This window comes from Variovorax sp. PAMC28562 (genome assembly GCF_014303735.1).
Lineage (GTDB): Bacteria > Pseudomonadota > Gammaproteobacteria > Burkholderiales > Burkholderiaceae_C > Variovorax.
In genome coordinates this window covers 1958906-1979285 of record NZ_CP060296.1, presented here as the reverse complement: position 1 = coordinate 1979285, position 20380 = coordinate 1958906, and the positions used below count along the sequence as shown (strand labels likewise).

14 protein-coding genes are annotated in these 20380 nt (G+C 64.5%); 11 read left to right on the top strand and 3 right to left on the bottom strand.

Annotation, left to right across the window (positions count from 1 at the left end; genetic code table 11):
* Positions 1-45: 45 nt before the first annotated feature.
* Both H7F36_RS09365 and hisN read right to left on the bottom strand, forming a co-directional pair.
* On the bottom strand, positions 46-240 hold the full coding sequence (locus tag H7F36_RS09365; protein WP_187054408.1) for a DUF2905 domain-containing protein: 195 nt from the start codon (positions 238-240) through the stop codon (positions 46-48).
* Positions 237-1043 carry a histidinol-phosphatase gene (gene hisN / locus H7F36_RS09360; protein WP_261802553.1) on the bottom strand — a complete coding sequence of 269 codons (807 nt, stop codon included), beginning with the start codon at positions 1041-1043 and terminating at the stop codon, positions 237-239. The genes H7F36_RS09365 and hisN overlap by 4 nt, the downstream gene beginning before the upstream one ends.
* A 148-nt stretch (positions 1044-1191) precedes the next feature.
* Here hisN and H7F36_RS09355 point away from each other — a divergent pair, with 148 nt between their 5' ends.
* Complete coding sequence (locus H7F36_RS09355) at positions 1192-1569, top strand: DUF5329 family protein (protein ID WP_187054407.1); 378 nt, start codon at positions 1192-1194, stop codon at positions 1567-1569.
* A gap of 7 nt (positions 1570-1576) precedes the next feature.
* On the opposite strand, the gene H7F36_RS09350 is transcribed toward H7F36_RS09355, so the two are convergent.
* Entirely contained in the window at positions 1577-2590 is a 1014-nt protein-coding gene (locus H7F36_RS09350) for a class I SAM-dependent methyltransferase (protein WP_261802629.1), read from the bottom strand.
* A gap of 125 nt (positions 2591-2715) precedes the next feature.
* Between H7F36_RS09350 and H7F36_RS09345 the strand changes: the two genes are divergently transcribed.
* The 10 genes from H7F36_RS09345 (at position 2716) to H7F36_RS09300 (ending at position 20373) form a co-directional block, all read left to right on the top strand.
* Complete coding sequence (locus H7F36_RS09345; protein WP_187054405.1) at positions 2716-3516, top strand: SDR family oxidoreductase; 801 nt, start codon at positions 2716-2718, stop codon at positions 3514-3516.
* A complete protein-coding gene (locus tag H7F36_RS09340) occupies positions 3513-3902 on the top strand; it encodes a dihydroneopterin aldolase (protein WP_187054404.1) in 390 nt (129 codons plus the stop codon). The genes H7F36_RS09345 and H7F36_RS09340 overlap by 4 nt, the downstream gene beginning before the upstream one ends.
* A 16-nt stretch (positions 3903-3918) precedes the next feature.
* Positions 3919-4872 (top strand): tRNA 2-thiocytidine(32) synthetase TtcA, encoded by a 954-nt coding sequence (ttcA, locus tag H7F36_RS09335; protein WP_187054403.1) that lies wholly within the window; start codon positions 3919-3921, stop codon positions 4870-4872.
* Positions 4873-4943: 71 nt separating this feature from the next.
* On the top strand, positions 4944-5162 hold the full coding sequence (locus H7F36_RS09330; protein ID WP_187054402.1) for a hypothetical protein: 219 nt from the start codon (positions 4944-4946) through the stop codon (positions 5160-5162).
* 10 nt (positions 5163-5172) lie between these two features.
* The gene (locus H7F36_RS09325) at positions 5173-5814 is read left to right on the top strand and encodes a histidine phosphatase family protein (protein WP_187054401.1); all 642 of its coding nucleotides are present in this window, start codon (positions 5173-5175) and stop codon (positions 5812-5814) included.
* A 350-nt stretch (positions 5815-6164) separates the two neighbouring features.
* Positions 6165-12863, top strand: coding sequence for a polyketide synthase (locus tag H7F36_RS09320; RefSeq protein WP_187054400.1), 6699 nt, complete (start codon positions 6165-6167; stop codon positions 12861-12863).
* Complete coding sequence (locus tag H7F36_RS09315; RefSeq protein ID WP_261802551.1) at positions 12860-17890, top strand: non-ribosomal peptide synthetase; 5031 nt, start codon at positions 12860-12862, stop codon at positions 17888-17890. Before H7F36_RS09320 ends, H7F36_RS09315 begins: the two co-directional genes overlap by 4 nt.
* Before the next feature lie 5 nt (positions 17891-17895).
* Positions 17896-18621, top strand: coding sequence for a 4'-phosphopantetheinyl transferase family protein (locus H7F36_RS09310; RefSeq protein WP_187054399.1), 726 nt, complete (start codon positions 17896-17898; stop codon positions 18619-18621).
* A complete protein-coding gene (locus tag H7F36_RS09305) occupies positions 18618-19421 on the top strand; it encodes an alpha/beta fold hydrolase (RefSeq protein WP_187054398.1) in 804 nt (267 codons plus the stop codon). Before H7F36_RS09310 ends, H7F36_RS09305 begins: the two co-directional genes overlap by 4 nt.
* Positions 19414-20373 (top strand): alpha/beta fold hydrolase, encoded by a 960-nt coding sequence (locus H7F36_RS09300; protein WP_187054397.1) that lies wholly within the window; start codon positions 19414-19416, stop codon positions 20371-20373. Before H7F36_RS09305 ends, H7F36_RS09300 begins: the two co-directional genes overlap by 8 nt.
* Positions 20374-20380 lie beyond the last annotated feature (7 nt).

Below are 20380 nucleotides of genomic sequence, written 5' to 3'. Positions count from 1 at the left end.
GGTCGTGATCCTTGGTTATCGCTTGGTTATGTTCAAAGGTCGGACTCAAATCCAGCGCGCGATGAGCGCCGCGATCATGCTGAGCAGCACCGTGCTGGCGATCGGCAATTGCCACTCACGTCCAAGCGCACGGAATTCGAAATCGCCCGGCAAGCGGCCGAAGCCGAACTTGCGCAGCCACTGCGTGAGCCCGCTCATCAGCACCAGCGCCAGCACGACGACGATCAGCCAACGGATCATGCGAGGCTTCGAGCGTTCAGGATGCCGAGCGCGGCGCGGTGCAATTCAGGCGTGGCGGCGGCGATGACGCGACCGTCGGACGCGAGGCCGAGGGGCTGGCCGAGCCAGTCGGTGACGACGCCACCAGCGGCTTCTATCAACCCGGTCGGGCCGAGATAGTCGTAGGGCTGCAAGCCGGTTTCCACCACCAGGTCGATGGTGCCGCCGGCCAGCTGCGCATAGCCGTAGCAGTCGCCGCCGAAGCGACGCATGGCGCACTGCCGGCTCAATCGGTCGAACGCCTGCCAGTCGGCGGCGTTGAAGATGTCCGGCGACGTCGTCACGATGCGGGCCTTGTCGATCGCCCTGCAGCTGCTGACCTCGACCGTCTCGCCATTGCGCTGCGCACCCCTGCCGGCCTGGCCGATCCAGCGCTCGCCGAGCACCGGCATATCGACCATGCCGAAGACGACGCGGCCGCCTTGCAGCACGCCGACGAGCGTGCCCCACAACGGTGAGCCGGTAATGAAGCTGCGCGTGCCGTCGATCGGATCGAGCACCCAGATGCGGTCGGCGTCGAGACGCTCGGGCCCGTGCTCCTCGCCGTAGATGCCATCGGCGGGACAGCGCTCGCCGAGGATTTCGCGCATGGCGGTTTCGGCAGCGCGATCGGCCAGCGTCACGGGGCTGTCGTCGGCCTTGGTGATGATGTCGAGCGAGATCCGAAACCAGCGCATCGAGTGGGCAGCTGCAGCATCGGCCAGCGCGTGGGCGATGGCCAGCGGGTCGCGTGGATCGTGGGGCTCGTTGGCGAGGAAGCTCAATTCGGGACGTCCGTCGGTGGTCTGAAAAATGCTTGGTTGAAAGCAGTCGGCAGATTAAACCCGACCGGCCGTCGATTGACAGCGCCGACGAGCGACGCCTACCATTCCCAAACAAACGATGAGCCACTCCGGCTCACGAAAGAAATCGATGTTGCGCATCTTTGGTCGAAGCGTCTATTGCGTACTGGCCCTGTGGACAGGCCTCGCGGCCGTCGCCAGTGCCACGCCGTCGCCAAGCGAAGACAAAGTCATCCAGACCTTGATCCAGCGCGTCGAGAAAACCACCGACATGGTTTTCGTGCGCAACGGCAGTGAGTACAACGCGACCGATGCCGCCTCGCACATGCGCAGCAAGTACGACCACTTCAAGGCAGAAATCGTCACCGCCGAAGACTTCATCGAGCGCTGCGCCACCCGCTCCGAAATGACCAAGGTCGCCTACAAGGTGAAGCTGGCCGGCGGCGCGGCGATGCGCGAATCGGGCGACTTCTTACGAGACGAACTGCGTAAGCTGCGGCAGCACTGAACCGCGCTCACAGCGTATGCGTGCGGTCGCCCTCCGCGAAACCCATCGCATCCCACGGCGCGCCGACCGCAAAGCCGATGACCTTGAAGAGCTCACCCATTTCGTGCTCGTGCACCAGATGCGCCGCCATCGCGCGCTGCGCCGGCGTGCCCTGCTCCATGTGCGTCAGCAGTCCGCAATTCAAAAGAAACCTCGCCTGGCTGCAGTAGCCGAGCACTTCGAGCCCGGCGTTCTGGCCAGCCAGCGCGATGCCGGTGAAGTTGACGTGCGCAGTGATGTCCTTCAGCCCGACATCCGACAGCGGATCGCCGTCGGCCATGTGCGCGCGGTGGCACATCACGGTGCCCATGTGGCGTTGCGGGTGGTAGTACTCGGCCTCGGGAAAACCGTAGTCGATAAAGAACGCCGCGCCCTGCGTCAGCCGGTCGGCCAACGTGGCCATGAAAGCCTCGGCTTGGGGGTGGATCTCGGTGAGGTAGTCGTGGTCCCCGGTTACCTCGACGGGGGGCCGCAGCTCGGTCGGCCGGTCTTGCCACGACCATCCGTCGGCGTCCGGCGCCTTGACGACCCCACGCTCGAACCACGCGCCGCCCACGCGTGCCAGCAGTTGCACCGGCATCGCGTCGAGTACCTCGTTGCCGACGACAACGCCTTGCATCGTCTCCGGTAACTCAGCGAGCCATTCGACCCGGTCGCCATGCGCTGCCAGCGCCTGTTGCTGCCGCGCCCGCAAGGTGCCGGAGAGGTCGACGATGCGATAGCGCGCAACCTTGGCGCCAAGCGCCGCGAGCGCATCCAGCAACTGCCCCGCTAGCGCGCCGGAGCCAGCGCCGAACTCCCACACCGTGTCGGTACCGGTCTTGTTCAAGGCTTCGGCCACCTGTGCGGCCAAAGTGCGGCCGAACATCGGCGTCAGTTCTGGCGCGGTGACGAAATCGCTGCCCGACGACGGCATCTGTCCGAACTTGGTGGAGCTGTTCGCGTAGTAGCCCAATCCCGGTGCGTACAAGGCCATGGCCATGAAGCGGTCGAAGGGCAGCCAGCCACCGCCGCGCTCCAGCGCGGCATCGATAATCCGGGTCAACGGGTTGGCGCGCACGGCGCCGCGTTCCAAATTCATTCGAGAAATTTATCAGGATGGCCGACATGGTCGCTTCGACCCCTTCAGCAAGACCACGCGGCGTGCTCGTCACGGGCGGCGGGCGACGGCTCGGCGCAGCCATCTGCGAAGCCTTCGCGCGGGCCGGATGGCAGGTGTGGTGCCAGTACCGCGCCTCGCGCGACGCTGCCGAAACCCTGTGTGCGAGTCTGCGCGATGAAGGCTTTGCCGCCAAGGCCATCGAAGCGGACATCGACGACGAAGACGCGCGCATGGCGCTGGTCGAACGCATTTCGGCTGACACGCCGCTGGCATGCATCGTCAACAACGCTTCTGCTTTCGAGCCTGACACCGCGCTGGATTTCAAGCCGGACGCCGCGCTCAGGCAACTCGGCGTGAACCTCATCGCGCCGATGTCTTTCGCGCGGCTGCTGGCGCGGCAACCAGCCGATGGCACCGATCGGTCGGTGGTCCACATCCTCGACCAGAAGGTGTTCAACCTGAACCCCGACTACTTCTCCTACACCGTGTCGAAGCTGGCGCTCGAGCGCGCCGTGTCGCTGCAGGCGCAGGCGCTGGCGCCCGCCGTGCGCGTGTGCGGCGTGGCGCCGGGCATTCTGTTCACCAGCGGGCCGCAAGACGAAACCAACTTCGCGCGGGCTGCGCGCGCCAACCTCATGCGTCGGCCGATAGACCCCGCCGACGTGGCGCGCACCTGCGTTTTTCTGGCCGGCACGCCGAGCGTGACCGGCACCACCCTGTGCGTCGACAACGGCCAGCATCTGGTGCCGCTGGAACGCGACATCATGTTCGTCGTCGACGATTTGCTGAAAGCTTCCCCGCCATGACCACTGCCGCTCTCGATCCCCTGCTGCTCTCCTGCCGACGCGTCTTTTTGAAGAACTACGAGGTCTGGATAAACATTGGCGTGCACGAGTTCGAAAAGAAGGCCGAGCAGCGGGTAATCATCAACGTCGACCTGTACGTGCCATTGGAAATTTCAACGCCCAGAGCCGACGAGTTGGACGAAGTGGTCGATTACGACTTCATCCGCCGCACCGTCGCAGCGCGCGTATCACAAGGCCATATCCATCTGCAGGAGACCCTGTGCGACGACCTCCTGGCGGCGATATTGGCGCATCCGAAAGTGCACGCGGCGCGCGTGTCGACTGCCAAACCCGATGTCTATCCGGACTGTGAAGCGGTGGGCGTCGAAGTCTTCAGGAGCAAATGAACATGGCAGAAAACGCATGAGCGCCGTCTGGACGGACGAGGTCGCGCCATCGGCCAACCTCAAGATCGAGCGCGAGACGCACAAGCTCGAAAAGCGCCTGTGTCGCGAAGTCGGCCGCGCCATAGTCGACTACAACATGATCGAAGAAGGCGACAAGGTCATGGTGTGCGTGTCGGGTGGCAAGGACAGCTACGCGATGCTCGACATCCTGCTGAAGCTGAAAGCCCGCGCGCCGATCCATTTCGACTTGATCGCCGTCAACCTCGACCAGAAGCAACCGGGTTTTCCTGAAGAAGTGCTGCCCAAGTACCTGAGCGAACTCGGCGTGGCCTTTCATATCGAAAACCAGGATACGTACAGCATCGTGAAGCGTGTCATCCCCGAAGGCAAGACGACCTGCGGCCTGTGCAGCCGGCTGCGGCGCGGCATCCTGTATCGCGTGGCCGATGAACTGGGCGCCACCAAGGTCGCGTTGGGGCATCACCGCGACGACATGCTTCAGACCTTCTTCCTCAACATGTTCTTTGCGGGCAAGCTGAAGAGCATGCCGCCCAAGCTAGTGAGCGACGACGGCCGCCACATCGTCATTCGGCCGCTGGCCTACGTGGCTGAAAAAGATCTGGTGCGCTGGGCGCAGCACCGAGAATTTCCGATCATTCCGTGCACGCTGTGCGGCAGCCAGGAAAACCTGCAGCGCAAGCAGGTCGGCGAGATGCTGCGCGACTGGGACAAGAAGCATCCCGGCCGTGTCGAAAACATGTTCACCGCGCTGCAGAACGTGGTGCCGTCGCACTTGCTAGACGGCACGCGTCACGATTTCAAGGGATTGAAGGCGACGGGCGTCGCGGACGACGAAGGCGACAAGGCGTTCGACGCGCCGAACTTCGATGCGCTAGCGCCGACCTTGCCGGCGTTGCCCATGCGGCCGGGGTCGTTGGCGCAATCGGCTTTGCGAATCGTGCAGGTTTGAGGCGTGGGAATTCAGACATGAGCCGGGTGAGACGACCCAGGTGCGCTCTGTTGACCCCCGCCGCCCTTCTCATGCTGGTCGCGCTGTCTGGTTGTGCCACCAATTGGGTGGTCGACAGCGATGTCCGCAGTTTTTCGATGGACGCGTCGCTCTCGCCGTTTGCCGACCCGTTGCTCTACGGTACGGCGTTCCTGGAGATGGCGAACTCCTGGTATCTCAGGGAAGTCAGCATTGGCAAGCGGCGCGTAGACATCGCCTTGCCCGGCGCCAACGCCCCGGCCCGGCCCTAGATCGTTCCGGATGGAAGAGGCCACGCGACTCATTGCCGTGCGCCATGGCGAAACCGCATGGAACGTCGGCACACGCATTCAGGGGCAACTCGACATCGGCCTCAACGCCACAGGCGAATGGCAGGCCCGTCGCGTCGGACAGGCGCTGGCCGACGAAGCCATCGACGTGATCTACGCCAGCGACTTGGCGCGCGCTTGGAACACGGCGCTCGAGATTGCGCGACCACTCGGGCTCCAGGTAAGGCCGGAGCCTCGGCTGCGAGAGCGCGCTTTCGGATGTTTCGAAGGTATGAGTTTTGCGGAGATCGAGCAAAACTTGCCCGATCAGGCGCGGCTGTGGCGAGAGCGGGACCCCGCCTTCACGCCCGAGGGTGGTGAAAGCCTGCTGGTGTTTCGTGATCGCATCACTGCAGTGGCGGCCGAGCTCGCCGCTCGCCATCCCGGCGAATTGGTCGTACTGGTCGCGCACGGCGGCGTGATGGACGTTCTCTATCGTGCTGCGACCCGGCAGGGCTTGCAGGCACCCCGTACCTGGCTGCTGGGCAACGCCTCCATCAACCGGCTCCTTTGGACTGCCGAAGGCTTCATCCTCGTGGGCTGGAGCGACACAACGCATCTGAACGACGCCCCCAACGACGACGCAACGGTCTAGACGATCAAAAAGCGCTGTTGCGCCTGCCGCAGCAATAGACCCTTGCTATCGAAAATTCGTCAAAATTTGACGTTTCGATGTCAGTCGTTTGTATTCAAAAAGTAAAAACGCGCGCACAATCTCATCAAGCAAGATGCCTTGTCAACACGCCAATCGAAACGAAATGCGTCAAGTGTTGCCGCGTTCGTGCTCAAGAAATAGGCCGTTGAACATGTCGTTTGGCCGGTGGTAACCGACTTGGTCTCTCGGCAGGATGGTGTCAGTGGGCAAGAGTGAGTGCTTTGTAATTAAGTGAGTAACGGTTCTGATCTTGTTTATGCACTGATCAGGACGGGGCCAAAGGACCTTCGATGACAGCTTTCATACCGGTACACCAACGCATCGCGTTGCGCGCGGCGGCGAACCCGAAGACGGTGGCTGTATCTTGTAACGGCGTATCGATCACTTACGAAGAGCTCAACAGCCGCTCCAACCAGCTGGCGCGACGTCTGCAGCGCGCCGGAGCAGGTCGCAACAAACTGATAGCCATCGGCATGGAGCGTTCCATCGACATGGTGGTCGGACTGCTCGCAATCTTGAAATCCGGCAGCGCCTACCTTCCGATCGATCTCGAATATCCGATGGAGCGGCTCGATTTCACGGTTGGTGACGCGCAACCGGTGGCGATGCTGACCACCGCGGCCAGTGCGGCCGCCATGCCGGCGTCGTCGGCGCCGGTGTTCCTGGTGGACGACGGCAGTGCGGCAAACGAGGACAGCAGCAACGTCGGCACGGCCGACCCCGATGCGCTGGCCTATGTGATCTACACCTCGGGTTCGACTGGCCGGCCCAAGGGCTGCCTGGTCACGCACCTGAACGTCACCCGGCTTTTCGATGCGACCGATGCCTGGTACGACTTCGGGCCCGAAGACGTGTGGCCGCTCTTTCACTCCCACGCCTTCGACGTGTCCGTTTGGGAAATCTGGGGATCGCTCAGCTACGGAGGCCGACTGGTCGTGGTGCCCTATCTGACAACGCGCTCGCCCGACGACTTTCTCGCATTGCTGGTGCGCGAACAGGTCACGGTCCTGAATCAGACGCCATCGGCTTTCAGGCCGTTGATCGAAGCCGACCGGCGCGCCGCGCTTGCACCGGACGCGCTCCATTTGCGCTACGTGATTTTCGCGGGCGAACCTCTCTCCTTCGAAATGCTGCGCCCGTGGTACGAGCGCCATGGCGACACAGCGCCCGTCATGGTCAACATGTACGGCATTACCGAAACCACCGTCCACGTCAGCTATCGTCCGGTGAGCTGGCAAGACCTCGAACTGCGCCGCGGCAGCATGATCGGCTGCCCGATTCCCGATCTGCGCATCGACCTGCTGAACGAACAGTTGCAACCGGTGGCCGATGGCGACATCGGTGAGATCGTCGTCAGCGGTCCCGGCGTGACCAACGGCTACCTCCGACGCCCCGACCTGACGGCGCAGCGATTCATCGACTGGACCGACCCGGCCACTGGCGAAACCTTGCGCGCCTACCGTTCCGGCGACCTCGGAAAACGCCATCCCGATGGGGATATCGAATGCCTGGGTCGCATGGACCATCAGGTCAAGATCCGGGGCTTTCGCATCGAGACCGGCGAGATTGAGAACCTGTTGCTCGGGCATCCGGGCGTCAGAGAGTGCGCTGTGCTGGCTCGCGCCGACCATGCCGATGGCGAACCGCGGCTGGTGGCTTATGTCGTGATGGCTGCAGGGCATGTTCCGGCGTCCGAACTCCGCAGCCACCTCGCCAAGGATCTTCCGCAGTTCATGCTGCCGGCCGCCTTCGTCGAGCTGCCCATGTTGCCCATCACCGAAAACGGCAAGCTCGATCGCCGCGCTCTGCCTGCGCCCCCGCGCGAACGCCCCGAGCTCGCGACGCCTTATCAAGCGCCATCGACTGCGCTCGAAGAACGGGTGTGCCAGGTGTTCACCGAAGTGCTGGAGATCGACCAGACCGGCCTTGCGGACAACTTTTTCGAACTTGGCGGCACCTCGCTGCTGGTGACCCGTGCACTGGTCATGCTGCAGGGCGCGGGTCAGCGCACGCTGGGCGTGACCGACTTCTTTGCCGACCCGACGCCGCGCGCGCTGGTTCGACTGTTGCTCGCACCGACGGCACCCGCGGCCGTGTCACCCGGTGTCGCCGGGGCCCGTGTCGAGCGCACTGGCAGCGGTCTGGAACCCGTCGCCATCATCGGCATGGCGGGACGCTTCCCCGGCGCGGCCGACATCGAACAGTTCTGGGACAACCTCTGCGCTGGCCGCGAGACCATCACCTTTTTCGACGACGCCACGCTGGACCCGAGCGTGAGCGCCGAACTGCGCACCGACCCGGCCTATGTCAAGGCGCGTGGCGTGATCGCCGATACCGAGATGTTCGATGCCGCCTTTTTCGGCATCAACCCGAAAGAAGCTGCGCTGATGGACCCGCAGCAACGCATCTTTCTGGAGCTGTGCTGGGAGTGCGTCGAGCGGGCCGGCTATGCGCCCGACAATGCGCCCGGCACCGTGGGCGTGTTTGCCGGCATGTACGGCAGCACCTACCTGCACCGCCATGTGATGCCGCGTCCGGACCTGATCGAGCAGGTCGGCGACTTCCAGGTAATGCTGGGCAACGACAAGGACTACATCGCCACCCGCGTGGCGCACCGGCTCAACCTGACCGGCCCCGCCATCAGCGTTCATTCAGCCTGCTCGACCTCCCTGGTCGCGATTGCGCAGGCGTTTTCTGCGATCCGCAACGGCGACTGCGACATGGCCCTGGCAGGTGCCGCTTCCATCACTTCGCCGCCCCGCAGTGGCTATCTTCATGAAGACGGCGCGATGCTGTCGCCCGACGGCCACACGCGCAGCTTTTCCGCCGGGGCCCAAGGCACCGTGTTCAGCGACGGCGCGGCCGTGGTGCTTCTCAAGCGACTGTCGGCCGCACTGGCTGATGGCGATACCGTGTACGCCGTGCTGCGCGGCACGGCCGTCAACAACGATGGCGGCGTCAAAGCGAGCTTCACGGCACCGAGCGTGGACGGTCAGGCCCGCGTGATCACCGCTGCGCTGGCCTCGGCGGGCGTCGACGCGCGCAGCATTTCGTATGTCGAGGCACACGGCACCGCGACGCCGATGGGCGACCCGATCGAGATCGCAGCGCTGACCAAAGCCTATGGCGCCCAGACCACAGACACCGGTTTCTGCGCCGTTGGCTCTCTCAAAAGCAATATCGGTCACATCGTCGCGGCTTCGGGGGCGGCCGGCCTGATCAAGACCGCGCTGGCGCTGCAAGGCGAATGCATTCCGCCTTCGATTCATTTCGATGCGCCGAATCCCGCGATCGACTTCGGCGCAACACCATTCCGCGTGGCCGATCGCCTGCAGGCCTGGCCCCGCGGCGATCAGCCCCGCCGGGCGGGCGTCAGCTCATTCGGCGTCGGTGGCACCAACGCCCATGTGATCGCGGAAGAAGCGCCGCTTCGGCTTCCATCGGACGCCACGAATGCGCCGCAGTTGCTGGTGCTCTCGGCCCGCTCGCCAGCAGCGCTTGCTTCCGCCAGTGCCCGATTGGCCGACCACCTCGAAGCCCATCCGGGCCTGTCGCTCGCCGACGTGGCGCACACCCTGCGCGTCGGTCGAAAGGCGTTTGCGCAGCGCGGCTGCGTCGTGGCATCGTCTACGACACAAGCGGTGACGGCTCTGCGCGCGGTCGAGGCGCCGATGCACGTCACCGGCGCGACAGGCGCCCGCGTGCCGCAACCGGTCTTCATGTTTCCAGGCCAAGGCGCGCAGTACGCCGGCATGGGCAGCACCCTGTATGCGGCGGAGCCGGTTTTCCGCGCCGCGTTCGACGAATGCCTTGCCGCGTTCGGTGACGTGCTGCCCTTCGATCTGCGCGAACGCATGTTCTCGGTCGACATCGCGGCACTGGCGCCGACGTCGGTTACGCAGCCGGCCACCTTCGTTCTGGAATACGCGCTCGCCCGACAACTCATGGCGCTGCAGGTCACGCCGGTCGCATTGATGGGTCACAGCGTGGGCGAGTTCGTGGCCGCGGTGCTGGCCGGCGTCATGCGACTGCAAGACGCTGCCCGCCTCGTCGCGGAGCGCGGCGCTTTGATGCAAGCCTTGCCATCGGGGTCGATGCTCTCGGTTCGCCTGTCAGCCGTCCAAATGCAGGCGCGCTTGCCCGCCGGCCTCTCGTTGGCCGCCGACAACGGACCGACCGCCAGCGTGGTGGCCGGGCCCACCGACGAAATCGAACGCCTGCGCACACAACTCGAAGCAGATGGCGTCGCCGCCAAGCTGCTCCAGACCTCGCACGCGTTCCACTCCGCCATGATGGATCGGGCTGTGGCGCCGTTCGAAGCCCTGGTGCACGGCATCGTGCTGTCGGCGCCCACGATACCGATCTACTCGACCTTGACGGGCGCCTTGTTGAAGCCCGAGGAAGCCATCGATCCGCACTACTGGGCACGTCATCTTCGCGAGACCGTGCGCTTTTCGCCGGCAGTGCAAGCGGTGCTGGCACAAATACCGGAAGCCGTGTTCGTCGAGATCGGTCCCCGCAACACGCTGGCGACGCTGGTACGCCAGCACGCCAGCAAAGCACTGCCCGCCTCCGCGTTGTCCTCGCTCGGCGACCGACCCGAAAAAGAACGCGACGCGTGGCGGCTGGCCGCTGGCCGACTCTGGACGCTCGGTGCCGACATCGCGCTCGACCAGCTCGACACGCGCAATCGCAAGCACCGTCTGCTGTTGCCGACCTACCCCTTCGAGCGCAAGCGCTTCTGGGTCGACATCGAGCCCACTGCTTCCGCCATTCCGTCTATTCCTCCTTCTTCAATTGCCTTACCGGAGTCGTCCATGACCACCGCCGCTTCCACAGCTCTCACGGCGCCCCCGCGACGCAGCAACCTGACCCTTGGTTTGCAAGCTCTGTTCGAGGACATCTCGGGTATCGACATGGCCGGCGCCGACGGCTCGACGCCTTTCGTCGAAATGGGTTTCGATTCGTTAACGCTCACGCAGGCCGCCCTCCAGGTCAAGAAGCAGTTCAAGACAAATCTAAGCTTCAGGCAGTTGATGGAGAGCTACCGGACATTCGATTCGTTGGCCGCGTACCTCGACGCCACGCTACCGCCCGATCCGATCGCGACACCGGTTGCGGTCCCTGCTCCCGTCGCAGCCGTTGCGGTGGTGGCGCAGCCCGTGTCCGTCGCCATGACGTACGCCGCACCTGTCGCTCCCATCGCCATGGACTCGGCGACCGGCACGCTCGTTCAGCAGGTCATCGCGCAACAGATGCAGCTGATGCAGCAACAGCTGGCCTTGTTGTCGGCCACGCCTTCATTGCCCACGCCGGTCGCGATGTCAGCCATGTCGGCAGCACCCGCCGCAGTGGCGCAGGTTGCAGCGGCGGCGCCCGTCGTTGCGATACCTGTCCCAACCATCGCTTCTGAAACGCCATCGGCCGAGACCGAAGGCACGATGAAGTACGACGTCAAGAAAGCGTTCGGCGCCATCGCCCGTATCCACACGCAGTACAAGGAGCCGACCGACCGGCAAAAGGCACGGCTGGCGTCGTTCATCCGCCGCTACACCGAGCGCACCGCCAAGAGCAAGGCTTTCACCGAAGCCAACCGGCCTGTGATGGCCGACCCGCGTGTGGTCAACGGCTTCCGTCCGGCGACCAAGGAAATGGTCTATCAGATCGTGGTCGAGCGTTCCAAGGGTTCTCAGTTCTGGGACATCGACGGCAACCAATACGTCGACGTGCTGAGCGGCTTCGGCATGAACCTGTTCGGCTGGCAGCCCGACTTCGTGAACGACGCGGTGAGGAAGCAACTCGACCTCGGCTACGAAATCGGCCCGCAGCATCCATTGGCTGCCGACGTGTCGCGCACCATCTGCGAACTCACCGGCCACGACCGTGCAGCACTGTGCAACACCGGCTCCGAAGCCGTGATGGCCGCCATTCGCATCGCACGCACCGTGACGGGTCGCAACACCGTCGTAGTGTTCACCGGCTCCTACCACGGCACCTTCGACGAAGTGCTGGTGCGTGCCGGGCGCGAGGCCAAGGGCATGCCTGCCGCGCCGGGAATCATGCGCGGCATGTTCGGCGACGTGCGCGTGCTCGACTACGGCACGCCCGAAGCACTCGAATTCATTCGGAACAACGCCGACGACCTGGCCGCCGTGCTGGTGGAGCCGGTGCAGAGCCGTCGCCCCGACTTCCAGCCGCGCGACTTCCTGCGCGAGGTGCGCGCCATCACGGAGAAATCGAAGACCTGCCTGATCTTCGACGAGGTCATTACCGGCTTCCGTTCACACCTCGGCGGTTGCCAGGCCATCTTCGGCATTCGCGCCGACCTTGCTTCCTACGGCAAGGTCATCGGCGGCGGCTTCCCGGTCGGCGTGGTCGCCGGCAAGCGCGAGTACATGGACTCGCTCGACGGCGGCGCCTGGCAGTACGGCGACGACTCGATCCCGACCGTGGGCGTCACCTACTTCGCCGGCACCTTCGTGCGCCATCCGCTGGCACTGGCTGCTTGCAAGGCATCGCTCGATCATCTGAAGGAATCGGGCGAAGGCCTGCAGACGCAGCTCAATCTGCACACCGCCGCGATGGCAGACGAGCTCACCGCCTTCTGCCGCGAGGTCGGCGCGCCGCTCGAGATTCGTTACTTCACCTCGCTCTGGCGCATCAGCTGGCTCGAAGACCACCCGTTCCAGGATTTGATGTTCGCCATGATGCGCAGCCGCGGCGTGCACATCCTCGACAATTTCCCGTGCTTCATGACGACGGCGCATTCGCACGAAGACATCGCGCGCATCAAGTCGGCCTTCAAGGAATCGGTCGCGGAGATGCAGGAGGCGGAGTTCCTGCCGCGCCGCGTGACGGCCGAATCGAGCTTCGATGCCGCCCATCCGCCCGTGCCCAACGCACGCCTCGGCCGCGACAAAGACGGCCAGCCCGCCTGGTTCGTGCCAGACCCGGCCGCCCACGGAAAATTCATGAAGATTCAGGCATGAGCAGCGCAGTGATGGAAGTCCCCGACATGGAAGTCCCACCAGCCGCATCCGCTGCAGCCGAATTCGATCCCTTTGCAGGCGGCGCGATCGCGCAGATCGTCTCGACCACCGAAGCGCAGCGCGAAGTGTGGCTCGGCGACAAGTTGAGCCAGCAGGCCTCGCTGGCGTACAACGAAGCAGTCAAGCTGCGCCTGCGCGGTGTGCTGGACACGCGCGCACTCGCTGCCACGCTCGACAGCCTGATCGCACGTCACGACTCACTGCGGGCAACGATCTCGCCGGACGGCACGCAATTGCTGATCGGCGAAGCTACTCCGCTCTCGATGAGCGAGCACGACCTGGCGCATCTGGATGCCAAGGCGCAGGCGAAGTCGCTCGACGAAGAGTGCGTCGCCGCAGTCACGGAGCCGTTCTCCCTCGAAGAAGGTCCACTTTTCCGCGCAGCGCTGTACCGGCTTTCGCCGATCGACAACGTGCTCTTGATGACCGCGCACCACGCGGTCTGCGACGGCTGGTCGTGGGGCGTGATCACCGATGAACTCGGCCAGCTGTATGCCGAACAAATCGGCGAAGGGCCGGCCCTGGAGGCCGCGGCGCAATACGCCGACTACACCGCATGGGAAGCGGCCGAAACGGCCAGCCCTGCGATGCAGGACCACGTCGACTACTGGCTCTCGCGCTTTGGCGGCAGCACGCTGCCCGTGCTCGAATTGCCCGTCGACCATCCGCGCGCTGCGGTGCGCACCTTCACCTCGCAGCGCATCGATCACCTGCTCGACCGCGAACTCGTCGACGCACTCCGCAAGGTCGGCGCAGCATCGGGCACCAGCCTGTTCGCGACGATGTTCGGCGCCTTCGCCACACTGCTGCACCGCCTGACCGAACAAGATGATCTGGTCATCGGCATTGCCGCTGCCGGGCAAATGGCCGCCGATATGCCGACGCTGGTCGGGCACTGCGTCAACTTGCTGCCCATGCGCGTGGCAGTCGACGGACAGTTGCCGTTCCATGCACTGGTGCGCCAGTCCGGTACCGCGCTGCTCGACGCTTTCGAGCACCAGTCGCTGACCTATGGCACGTTGCTCAAGAAGCTTCCCGTGCCGCGCGACCCGAGCCGGCTGCCGCTGGTCAACGTGCTCTTCAACGTCGACCGCGACGCAGCACCGGGCAACGGCACCTTCCCGGGCCTCGAGGCGCAGGCGAGCAGCGTGGCGCGCCGCTTCGAAAACTTCGAGCTGTTCCTGAACGTGACGCCCGTCACCGGCGGCATGCAGGTCGAGACCCAATACAACGCCGACCTGTTCGACGAGCAGACCGTGCGCCGCTGGCTTGCGATGTACGAGTGCCTGATGCGCTCGGCGGTGCAAGACCCTTCGCAAGGCCTGGCTCGCATGAACATGCTGCCGGCGACCGAAGCGGCTGTGCTACGCGCGTTGCAGCCCGCTGCAACGCCGGTGTCGGGTCCGGCGCTCATGCACGCAGGCTTCGTCGCGCAGGCGGCTCAGCAACCGACACGCGCCGCGTTGCGCGCAGGCGTGACGGAGTGGACATACGCCGAACTCGACCAGCGGTCCAGCCGCATGGCGCACGCGCTACGCGCTCGTGGCGTGCAGCGCGGCCAGCACGTCGGCTTGTGCCTGAACCGAAGCGCCGACATGGTCGTCGCCGTACTGGCCATTCTGAAGTCGGGCGCCACCTACATCCCGCTCGATCCTGAATTTCCGAAGGCGCGGCTCGACTACTACGCCGAAGACGCCAAGCTCGCGCTGCTGGTGACCGACTCGCAAACCGAAGCCGCGCCGCGCGCGTGGTGCGCCGATGCAGGCGATCGTCTGTTCGAGATCGACAGCGACACCTCGTGGCTCGATCTGCCGGGCGAGGCGCTGACGCCGAGCGCCAAAGACGCCTTGCCTGAAGACCCGGCCTATGTGATCTACACGTCGGGCTCGACCGGCAAGCCGAAGGGCGTTTGCGTGCCGCACGGCGCGGTCGCCAACTTCTTGCAGAGCATGCGGCGCGAGCCCTCGATCACGGCTGACGACAAGCTCGCCGCCGTAACCACGCTGTCGTTCGACATCGCCGTGCTCGAGCTGATGCTGCCGCTGATCGCCGGCGCCGAAGTCGTGATGGTGCCGCGCGAAACCGCCATGGACGGCAACGCGCTGGCCGCACTCCTCGACGCCACCGGCGCAACCATGATGCAGGCCACGCCCGGCATGTGGCGCTTGCTGGTCGATGCGCAATGGCAAGGCCCACGCGGCTTCCGCGCGCTGGTCGGTGGCGAGAGCCTGCCTGCCGACCTCGCGCAAGAAATGCTGCTGCGCTGCGGCGAAGTCTGGAACATGTATGGCCCGACCGAGACCACCGTGTGGTCGACGCTCTGGCGCGTGACTGCGGCAGGCTTGGCCGGCCGCAGCGTGTCGATCGGCAAGCCGATCGCCAACACCACGGTATGGATCGTCGATGCGCAAGGCCAGCCCTGCCCCGTCGGCATCCCCGGTGAAATCTGCATCGGCGGCAAGGGCGTGACGCTCGGCTACCTCGACCGGCCCGAACTGACGGCGGAAAAGTTCGTCTCGCATCTGCTCGGCGGCACCGAGGGCACGATGTACCGCACCGGCGACCGCGGTCGCTGGCGCAACGACGGCCTGCTCGAACACATGGGCCGCTTCGACTTCCAGGTAAAGGTCCGCGGCTACCGCATCGAACTCGGTGAGATCGAAGCGCGCTGCGACGAGGCCGCCGGCGTCGCACGCAGCGTGGTCATCACGCGCGAAGACCAGCCGGGCGACGTGCGTCTGGTGGCCTACCTGGCGACGTCGCCGGGCGCATCGATCGACCTGGCCGAACTGGACCGCAACCTGCGTGTCCGCCTGCCGCAATACATGGTGCCGCAGCACGTGGTGGTGCTCGACGCCCTGCCGCTGTTGCCCAACGGCAAGGTCGACCGCAAGGCGCTGCCCAAACCCGAAGCTCCGCAACACGACGCAGCAGAACGCGTGGCGCCACGCAACGACGGCGAACGCCGCGTGCTCGAGGTGATGGAAAAGGTCTTGAACCTCCCAGGCCTCGGCATTCGCGACGACTTCTTCGCGCTGGGCGGGCATTCGTTGCTGGCCGCGCGGCTCGCAACTTTGCTCAGTCGCGAGTTCGACATCACGATCCCGCTGCGCACCTTGTTCGAAGCGCCGACGGCGGAACGACTGAACGAAGCGGTCGAAGCGATCGTCAGTTCGGGTGCGCCGCGCCGCGAGCCGATCGTTCATGTCGCAAATCGTCGCAGCGCGCCGCTGACACCGATGCAGGAGCGCATCCGCTTCATCGAGGAGATGCACCCGGGCCGTCCTGTCTACAACGCACCGTCGGCGCACCGCCTGGGTGGCGCGCTCGATGTGGGCCGCTTCAAAGCAGCGCTCGGCGAGATCATTCGTCGCCAGCCCGCAATGCGCACGCAGATCGGCATCGACCCGGAAACGAACGCGCCGGTCGAAACCATCATCGACGACATCGGCTACGAGCTGCCGGTGATCGACCTGGGTGCCATCCCTGCTGAGCAGCGTGAGGCCGAGCTGGCCGCACGCATGCAGGAACTGGCCGACCGGCCGATGGACATCCATCGAGCGCCGCTCTTCAACGCAGCGTTGTACAAGCTGACGGATGACGACCATGTGTTCGTCTTCGTGCCGCACCACCTGATCTGGGACGGCTGGTCTTTCGACATCCTGCAGACCGAGCTGAACGCGATTTACGGCGCCATGACGAAGGGCATCCCGCACGGCCTGCCGCCGGTGCCCATCAACCACGGCGACTACGCCGATTGGTACGCGCACTGGCTGCAGCAGCCCGATTTCCATGCGCACCTGCGCTACTGGAAGCAGCGCTTTGCGAGCGCGCCGTTGCCCAAGGCACCGCGCACCGACATGCCGCGCAAGGCCGGCATGAGCGGCGAAGGTGGCACGCACTGGATCCAGATCGACAAGGCGCTGACATCGCGCCTGCGCGACATCGGTCGCAACCAGGACGTCACGTTGAGCATGCTCACGCTCGGCGTCTACGTGCTGATGATGAGTGACGTGATCGACACGCGTTCCATCGTCATCGCGACGCCGGTGCGAGGCCGAGAAGCGCCCGAGACCGAATCGGTGATGGGTTTTTTCAACAACACGCTGCCGCTGTCGTTCCAGATCGATCGATCGTTGCCTTTCGGCGATTTCATGCGCTACATCAAGCAGGAATTGCTGTCGGTCATGAATCATCAGGAGGTGCCATTCGAACGCCTCGTGACCGAACCTGAATTTGCCGAACGTGCGCAACGCGTCGGGTTGTACCAAGGTCTCTTCTCGTTCCAGGATGCACGTGAGCGGCCGCGCGAAATCGGTGGTCTGGCCTATCGCCAGATGCACCTGTTGCAGCGCGGCGCCACCGACGACCTCGGCATGTGGCTGATGGACAAGGGCGATTGCCTCGAAGGCGCGATCGTCTACAACGCCGACGTGTACCGCCACGAGACCGGGGACGCTTTCAACGAACGCTATGCCGAACTCCTGCGCCGCGTATCGGAACACCCGGACAGCACGCTGGAGTCACTGGCCTCGTCCGAAGGTTCGGCCAGCGCGACATACCTGCGCCGCCTGGCACCGAGCAGTGCAGCCGCGATGATCGCCGACGCCCAGCGCGCCGCCGAATCACGCGCACGGCCTGCTCCTGACCTGCTGCTGCCTGAGCAGGCGCATCTCGCACAGGTCTGGGCCAGCGCCCTCGGCATCGACGTCAACGACATCCGTGCAAGCGACACGTTCTTCGATCTGGGCGGCGATTCGCTGCTCGCCATGCGCGTCATCGCGCAGGCCGAAAAGGTCATGGGCTTCCGCATCGAGCCACGTCGTTATGTCTTTGAAAACCTCGGACAACTGGCTGTGACCGCATCGGGCACGGCACTTGATTCAGTGGCTTTGACGTCAAACGACGACGAACCCAAACGTGGCCTGCTGGGTCGTGTTTTCAGCGGCTGGTCCCGCAAACGTTGAGGCACATGACCATCGCGCAGCTTCCATCGATTGCGGAGTGCCGGCTGTGGCACGTCGACCTCGACGCTGCCGCCGCGTCACAAGCGCATGAGTGCTTGTCGGGCGATGAAAGCGCCCGCGCGGCGCGCTTCGTTTTCGAGCGTGACCGTCGCCGCTACGTGGCGGCGCACGTCGCACTGCGCGAAACGCTTTCGACGGTGACGGGCTCGACCGCTTGCGACCTGGCATTCGATATCGGCGCATTCGGCAAGCCATCGCTCGCTGCGCCGTCGGCGCTCCGCTTCAATCTCAGCCACAGCGCGGGCGCCGGCCTCATCGCGATCGACGACAGCGACAGCGCTACGGAGATCGGTGTCGACGTCGAGGTGCTGCGGCCGTTGTCCTATTCCGCAGCGCTGGCGGCGGAATACTTCACTGCTGCTGAGCAACAAGGCCTGGCGGCTACGGCCCCCCCGGATCGCGACCTCGCGTTCCTCACCTGCTGGACGCGCAAGGAAGCCTGCGCGAAGGCGCTCGGACTTGGCCTGAGTATCGACACCCGTTCTTTCGAGGTAGGCGTGAATCTCGAGGCCCAAGACGTCGATATGGTGGTCGGCGGCAGGACAGAGACATTGCGGGTTCACTCGTTCCGGCATGGTCTCGCCCTTGTTTGCGCGTTCGCCAAAGTGATCGTCGAAACGACCTCCAAAATGATTCCCACCAATGCATTGATAGAAAGGGAATTCGCGTGATCCCATTGCTCTTCGGGCAACCGTCACGACAGCTTTTCGGGCTGTATCACACTCCCGAAAAAAGCAGTGACTTAGCCGTGCTCATCTGCCCGCCTTTCGGGCAGGAAGCCATACGCACCCACCGCTTCTTTCGTGTGCTGTCGGACCGACTGGCGCGCGGCGGCGCAGCGGTGTTGCGCTTCGACCTTTATGGCAGTGGCGACTCGGCTGGCATCGACCTGGATGGGGACATTGAAGGCTGGTGGCGCGACGTCTGTACGGCGCACGACGAACTGCGGCGGCATACAGCCGGCCGACGTGTAGTCTGGCTCGGCTCCCGGATGGGGGCGACGCTTGCGGCCATAGCCGACCGAAGTGGTCGTTGCGACCCCGACCGACTCGTCCTGTGGGACCCGATTTTCGACGGAGCGCGCTACATGGAAAGCCTGCGACTCGCGCATGTCGAAGCGCTCGAGCGGTCTTACTTCATGCCCGACCGTGCATGGCGCCGTCGTCTGGAGAACGAAGCGGAGGCCTACACCGACGAAGTCCTCGGTGTCGCCATATCCCCTGAGTTGCGCCAGCAGTTCCGTTCGCTCGTGCCGGAAGCCATCAAGGCGCCAACACACCGCACGGTGATGCTGGCCGATCCGGCCGACCACACGGCGAACAAGTGGGCGCAATCGGCCGTCGCCAACCATGCGCCCCTGCGCGTGGCCAGCTTTCGTCACTCCCTGGATTGGACTACAGATCCGAATGCTGAGAATCCAGTGGTTCCCGGTGAAGCTATCCAACGTTTACTGGCAGAAATAAATGAATGAGATCAAAGAATTTCCGGTTCTCTTCGGCAGCGACGGTTCGTTGCTTGGCATGGTTTCGGTGCCGGTGGATGGGCCCGTTCAACCAGTCGCCTGCATCTTCTACAACATGGGCGGCAACCACCGCGTGGGGCCGCGGCGGATCAATGTCAAGCTGGCGCGCCAACTGGCACGTGCTGGCGTCAGCAGCATTCGCTTCGACCTTGCCGGCTTGGGCGACAGCGGCCCGGTGACCGGCTCCCAAACCTTCATGGCGCGAGCGGTCCTCGACGTCCAGGCGGCCATGGACCAAGTCCAGGAATCGCTCGGCATCAGGCGCTTTATTTTGATGGGCTTGTGCTCGGGAGCGCCGAGTTCGCTCGAAGCCACCGTCGCCGATCCTCGCGTGGTGGGGCTGCTTCAGTTCGACGGCTACGCGTTTCCGGGGCGCCGTGCACGGTGGGAACGCGCACTGCGCCGCGCACTGGTGGTGCCAACCAATCCGATCATGATTCTGAAGACGGTGCGTTGGATCAAACGCAAGCTGGCCGGACCAGGCGCAATCGAAGGCGAAATCTTCACCACGGGCACGCTTGAAGACAAAGCAAAGGTCTTTGTCGACTGCATGAATATCGTGGCCGAGCGCAACATTCCGACGCTGCTGCTGTACACCGGCACCCTGAATTCGGTCGATCGGCATCTTGACCAGCTCGGCCCCTTTGCCAACGAGAAGTTCGCCAAGCACGTCGAATACGTTTTCATCGGCGAGATGGACCACAGCCTGACCACGCAGGCCACGCAGCGAATGTTTCTCAAAGTGGTGGGCGACTGGACAATGCGCGCCGTGCACGGCCTGACCTCGGCGGCGGTGAGGCCTGCAGCGAAGTCAGAGTCGAGCACCAGCAGTTTCGGCGCACTCACCGCGATACCGAACCCAAAGCGCACGGCGTCGCGTGCGATGGCGACAAGCCTCTAAAGCCCTT

What these genes read in the sequence shown, in the direction of transcription:
- H7F36_RS09340 (WP_187054404.1), top strand. Translation starts at nt 3,513, where the DNA reads ATGACCACTGCCGCTCTCGATCCCCTGCTGCTCTCCTGCCGACGCGTC.
- H7F36_RS09300 (WP_187054397.1), top strand. Translation starts at nt 19,414, where the DNA reads ATGAATGAGATCAAAGAATTTCCGGTTCTCTTCGGCAGCGACGGTTCG.
- H7F36_RS09325 (WP_187054401.1), top strand. Translation starts at nt 5,173, where the DNA reads ATGGAAGAGGCCACGCGACTCATTGCCGTGCGCCATGGCGAAACCGCA.
- H7F36_RS09310 (WP_187054399.1), top strand. Translation starts at nt 17,896, where the DNA reads ATGACCATCGCGCAGCTTCCATCGATTGCGGAGTGCCGGCTGTGGCAC.
- H7F36_RS09330 (WP_187054402.1), top strand. Translation starts at nt 4,944, where the DNA reads ATGCTGGTCGCGCTGTCTGGTTGTGCCACCAATTGGGTGGTCGACAGC.
- H7F36_RS09320 (WP_187054400.1), top strand. Translation starts at nt 6,165, where the DNA reads ATGACAGCTTTCATACCGGTACACCAACGCATCGCGTTGCGCGCGGCG.
- H7F36_RS09315 (WP_261802551.1), top strand. Translation starts at nt 12,860, where the DNA reads ATGAGCAGCGCAGTGATGGAAGTCCCCGACATGGAAGTCCCACCAGCC.
- H7F36_RS09345 (WP_187054405.1), top strand. Translation starts at nt 2,716, where the DNA reads ATGGTCGCTTCGACCCCTTCAGCAAGACCACGCGGCGTGCTCGTCACG.
- H7F36_RS09350 (WP_261802629.1), bottom strand. Translation starts at nt 2,590, where the DNA reads ATGGCCATGGCCTTGTACGCACCGGGATTGGGCTACTACGCGAACAGC.
- ttcA (WP_187054403.1), top strand. Translation starts at nt 3,919, where the DNA reads ATGAGCGCCGTCTGGACGGACGAGGTCGCGCCATCGGCCAACCTCAAG.
- H7F36_RS09355 (WP_187054407.1), top strand. Translation starts at nt 1,192, where the DNA reads ATGTTGCGCATCTTTGGTCGAAGCGTCTATTGCGTACTGGCCCTGTGG.
- H7F36_RS09365 (WP_187054408.1), bottom strand. Translation starts at nt 240, where the DNA reads ATGATCCGTTGGCTGATCGTCGTCGTGCTGGCGCTGGTGCTGATGAGC.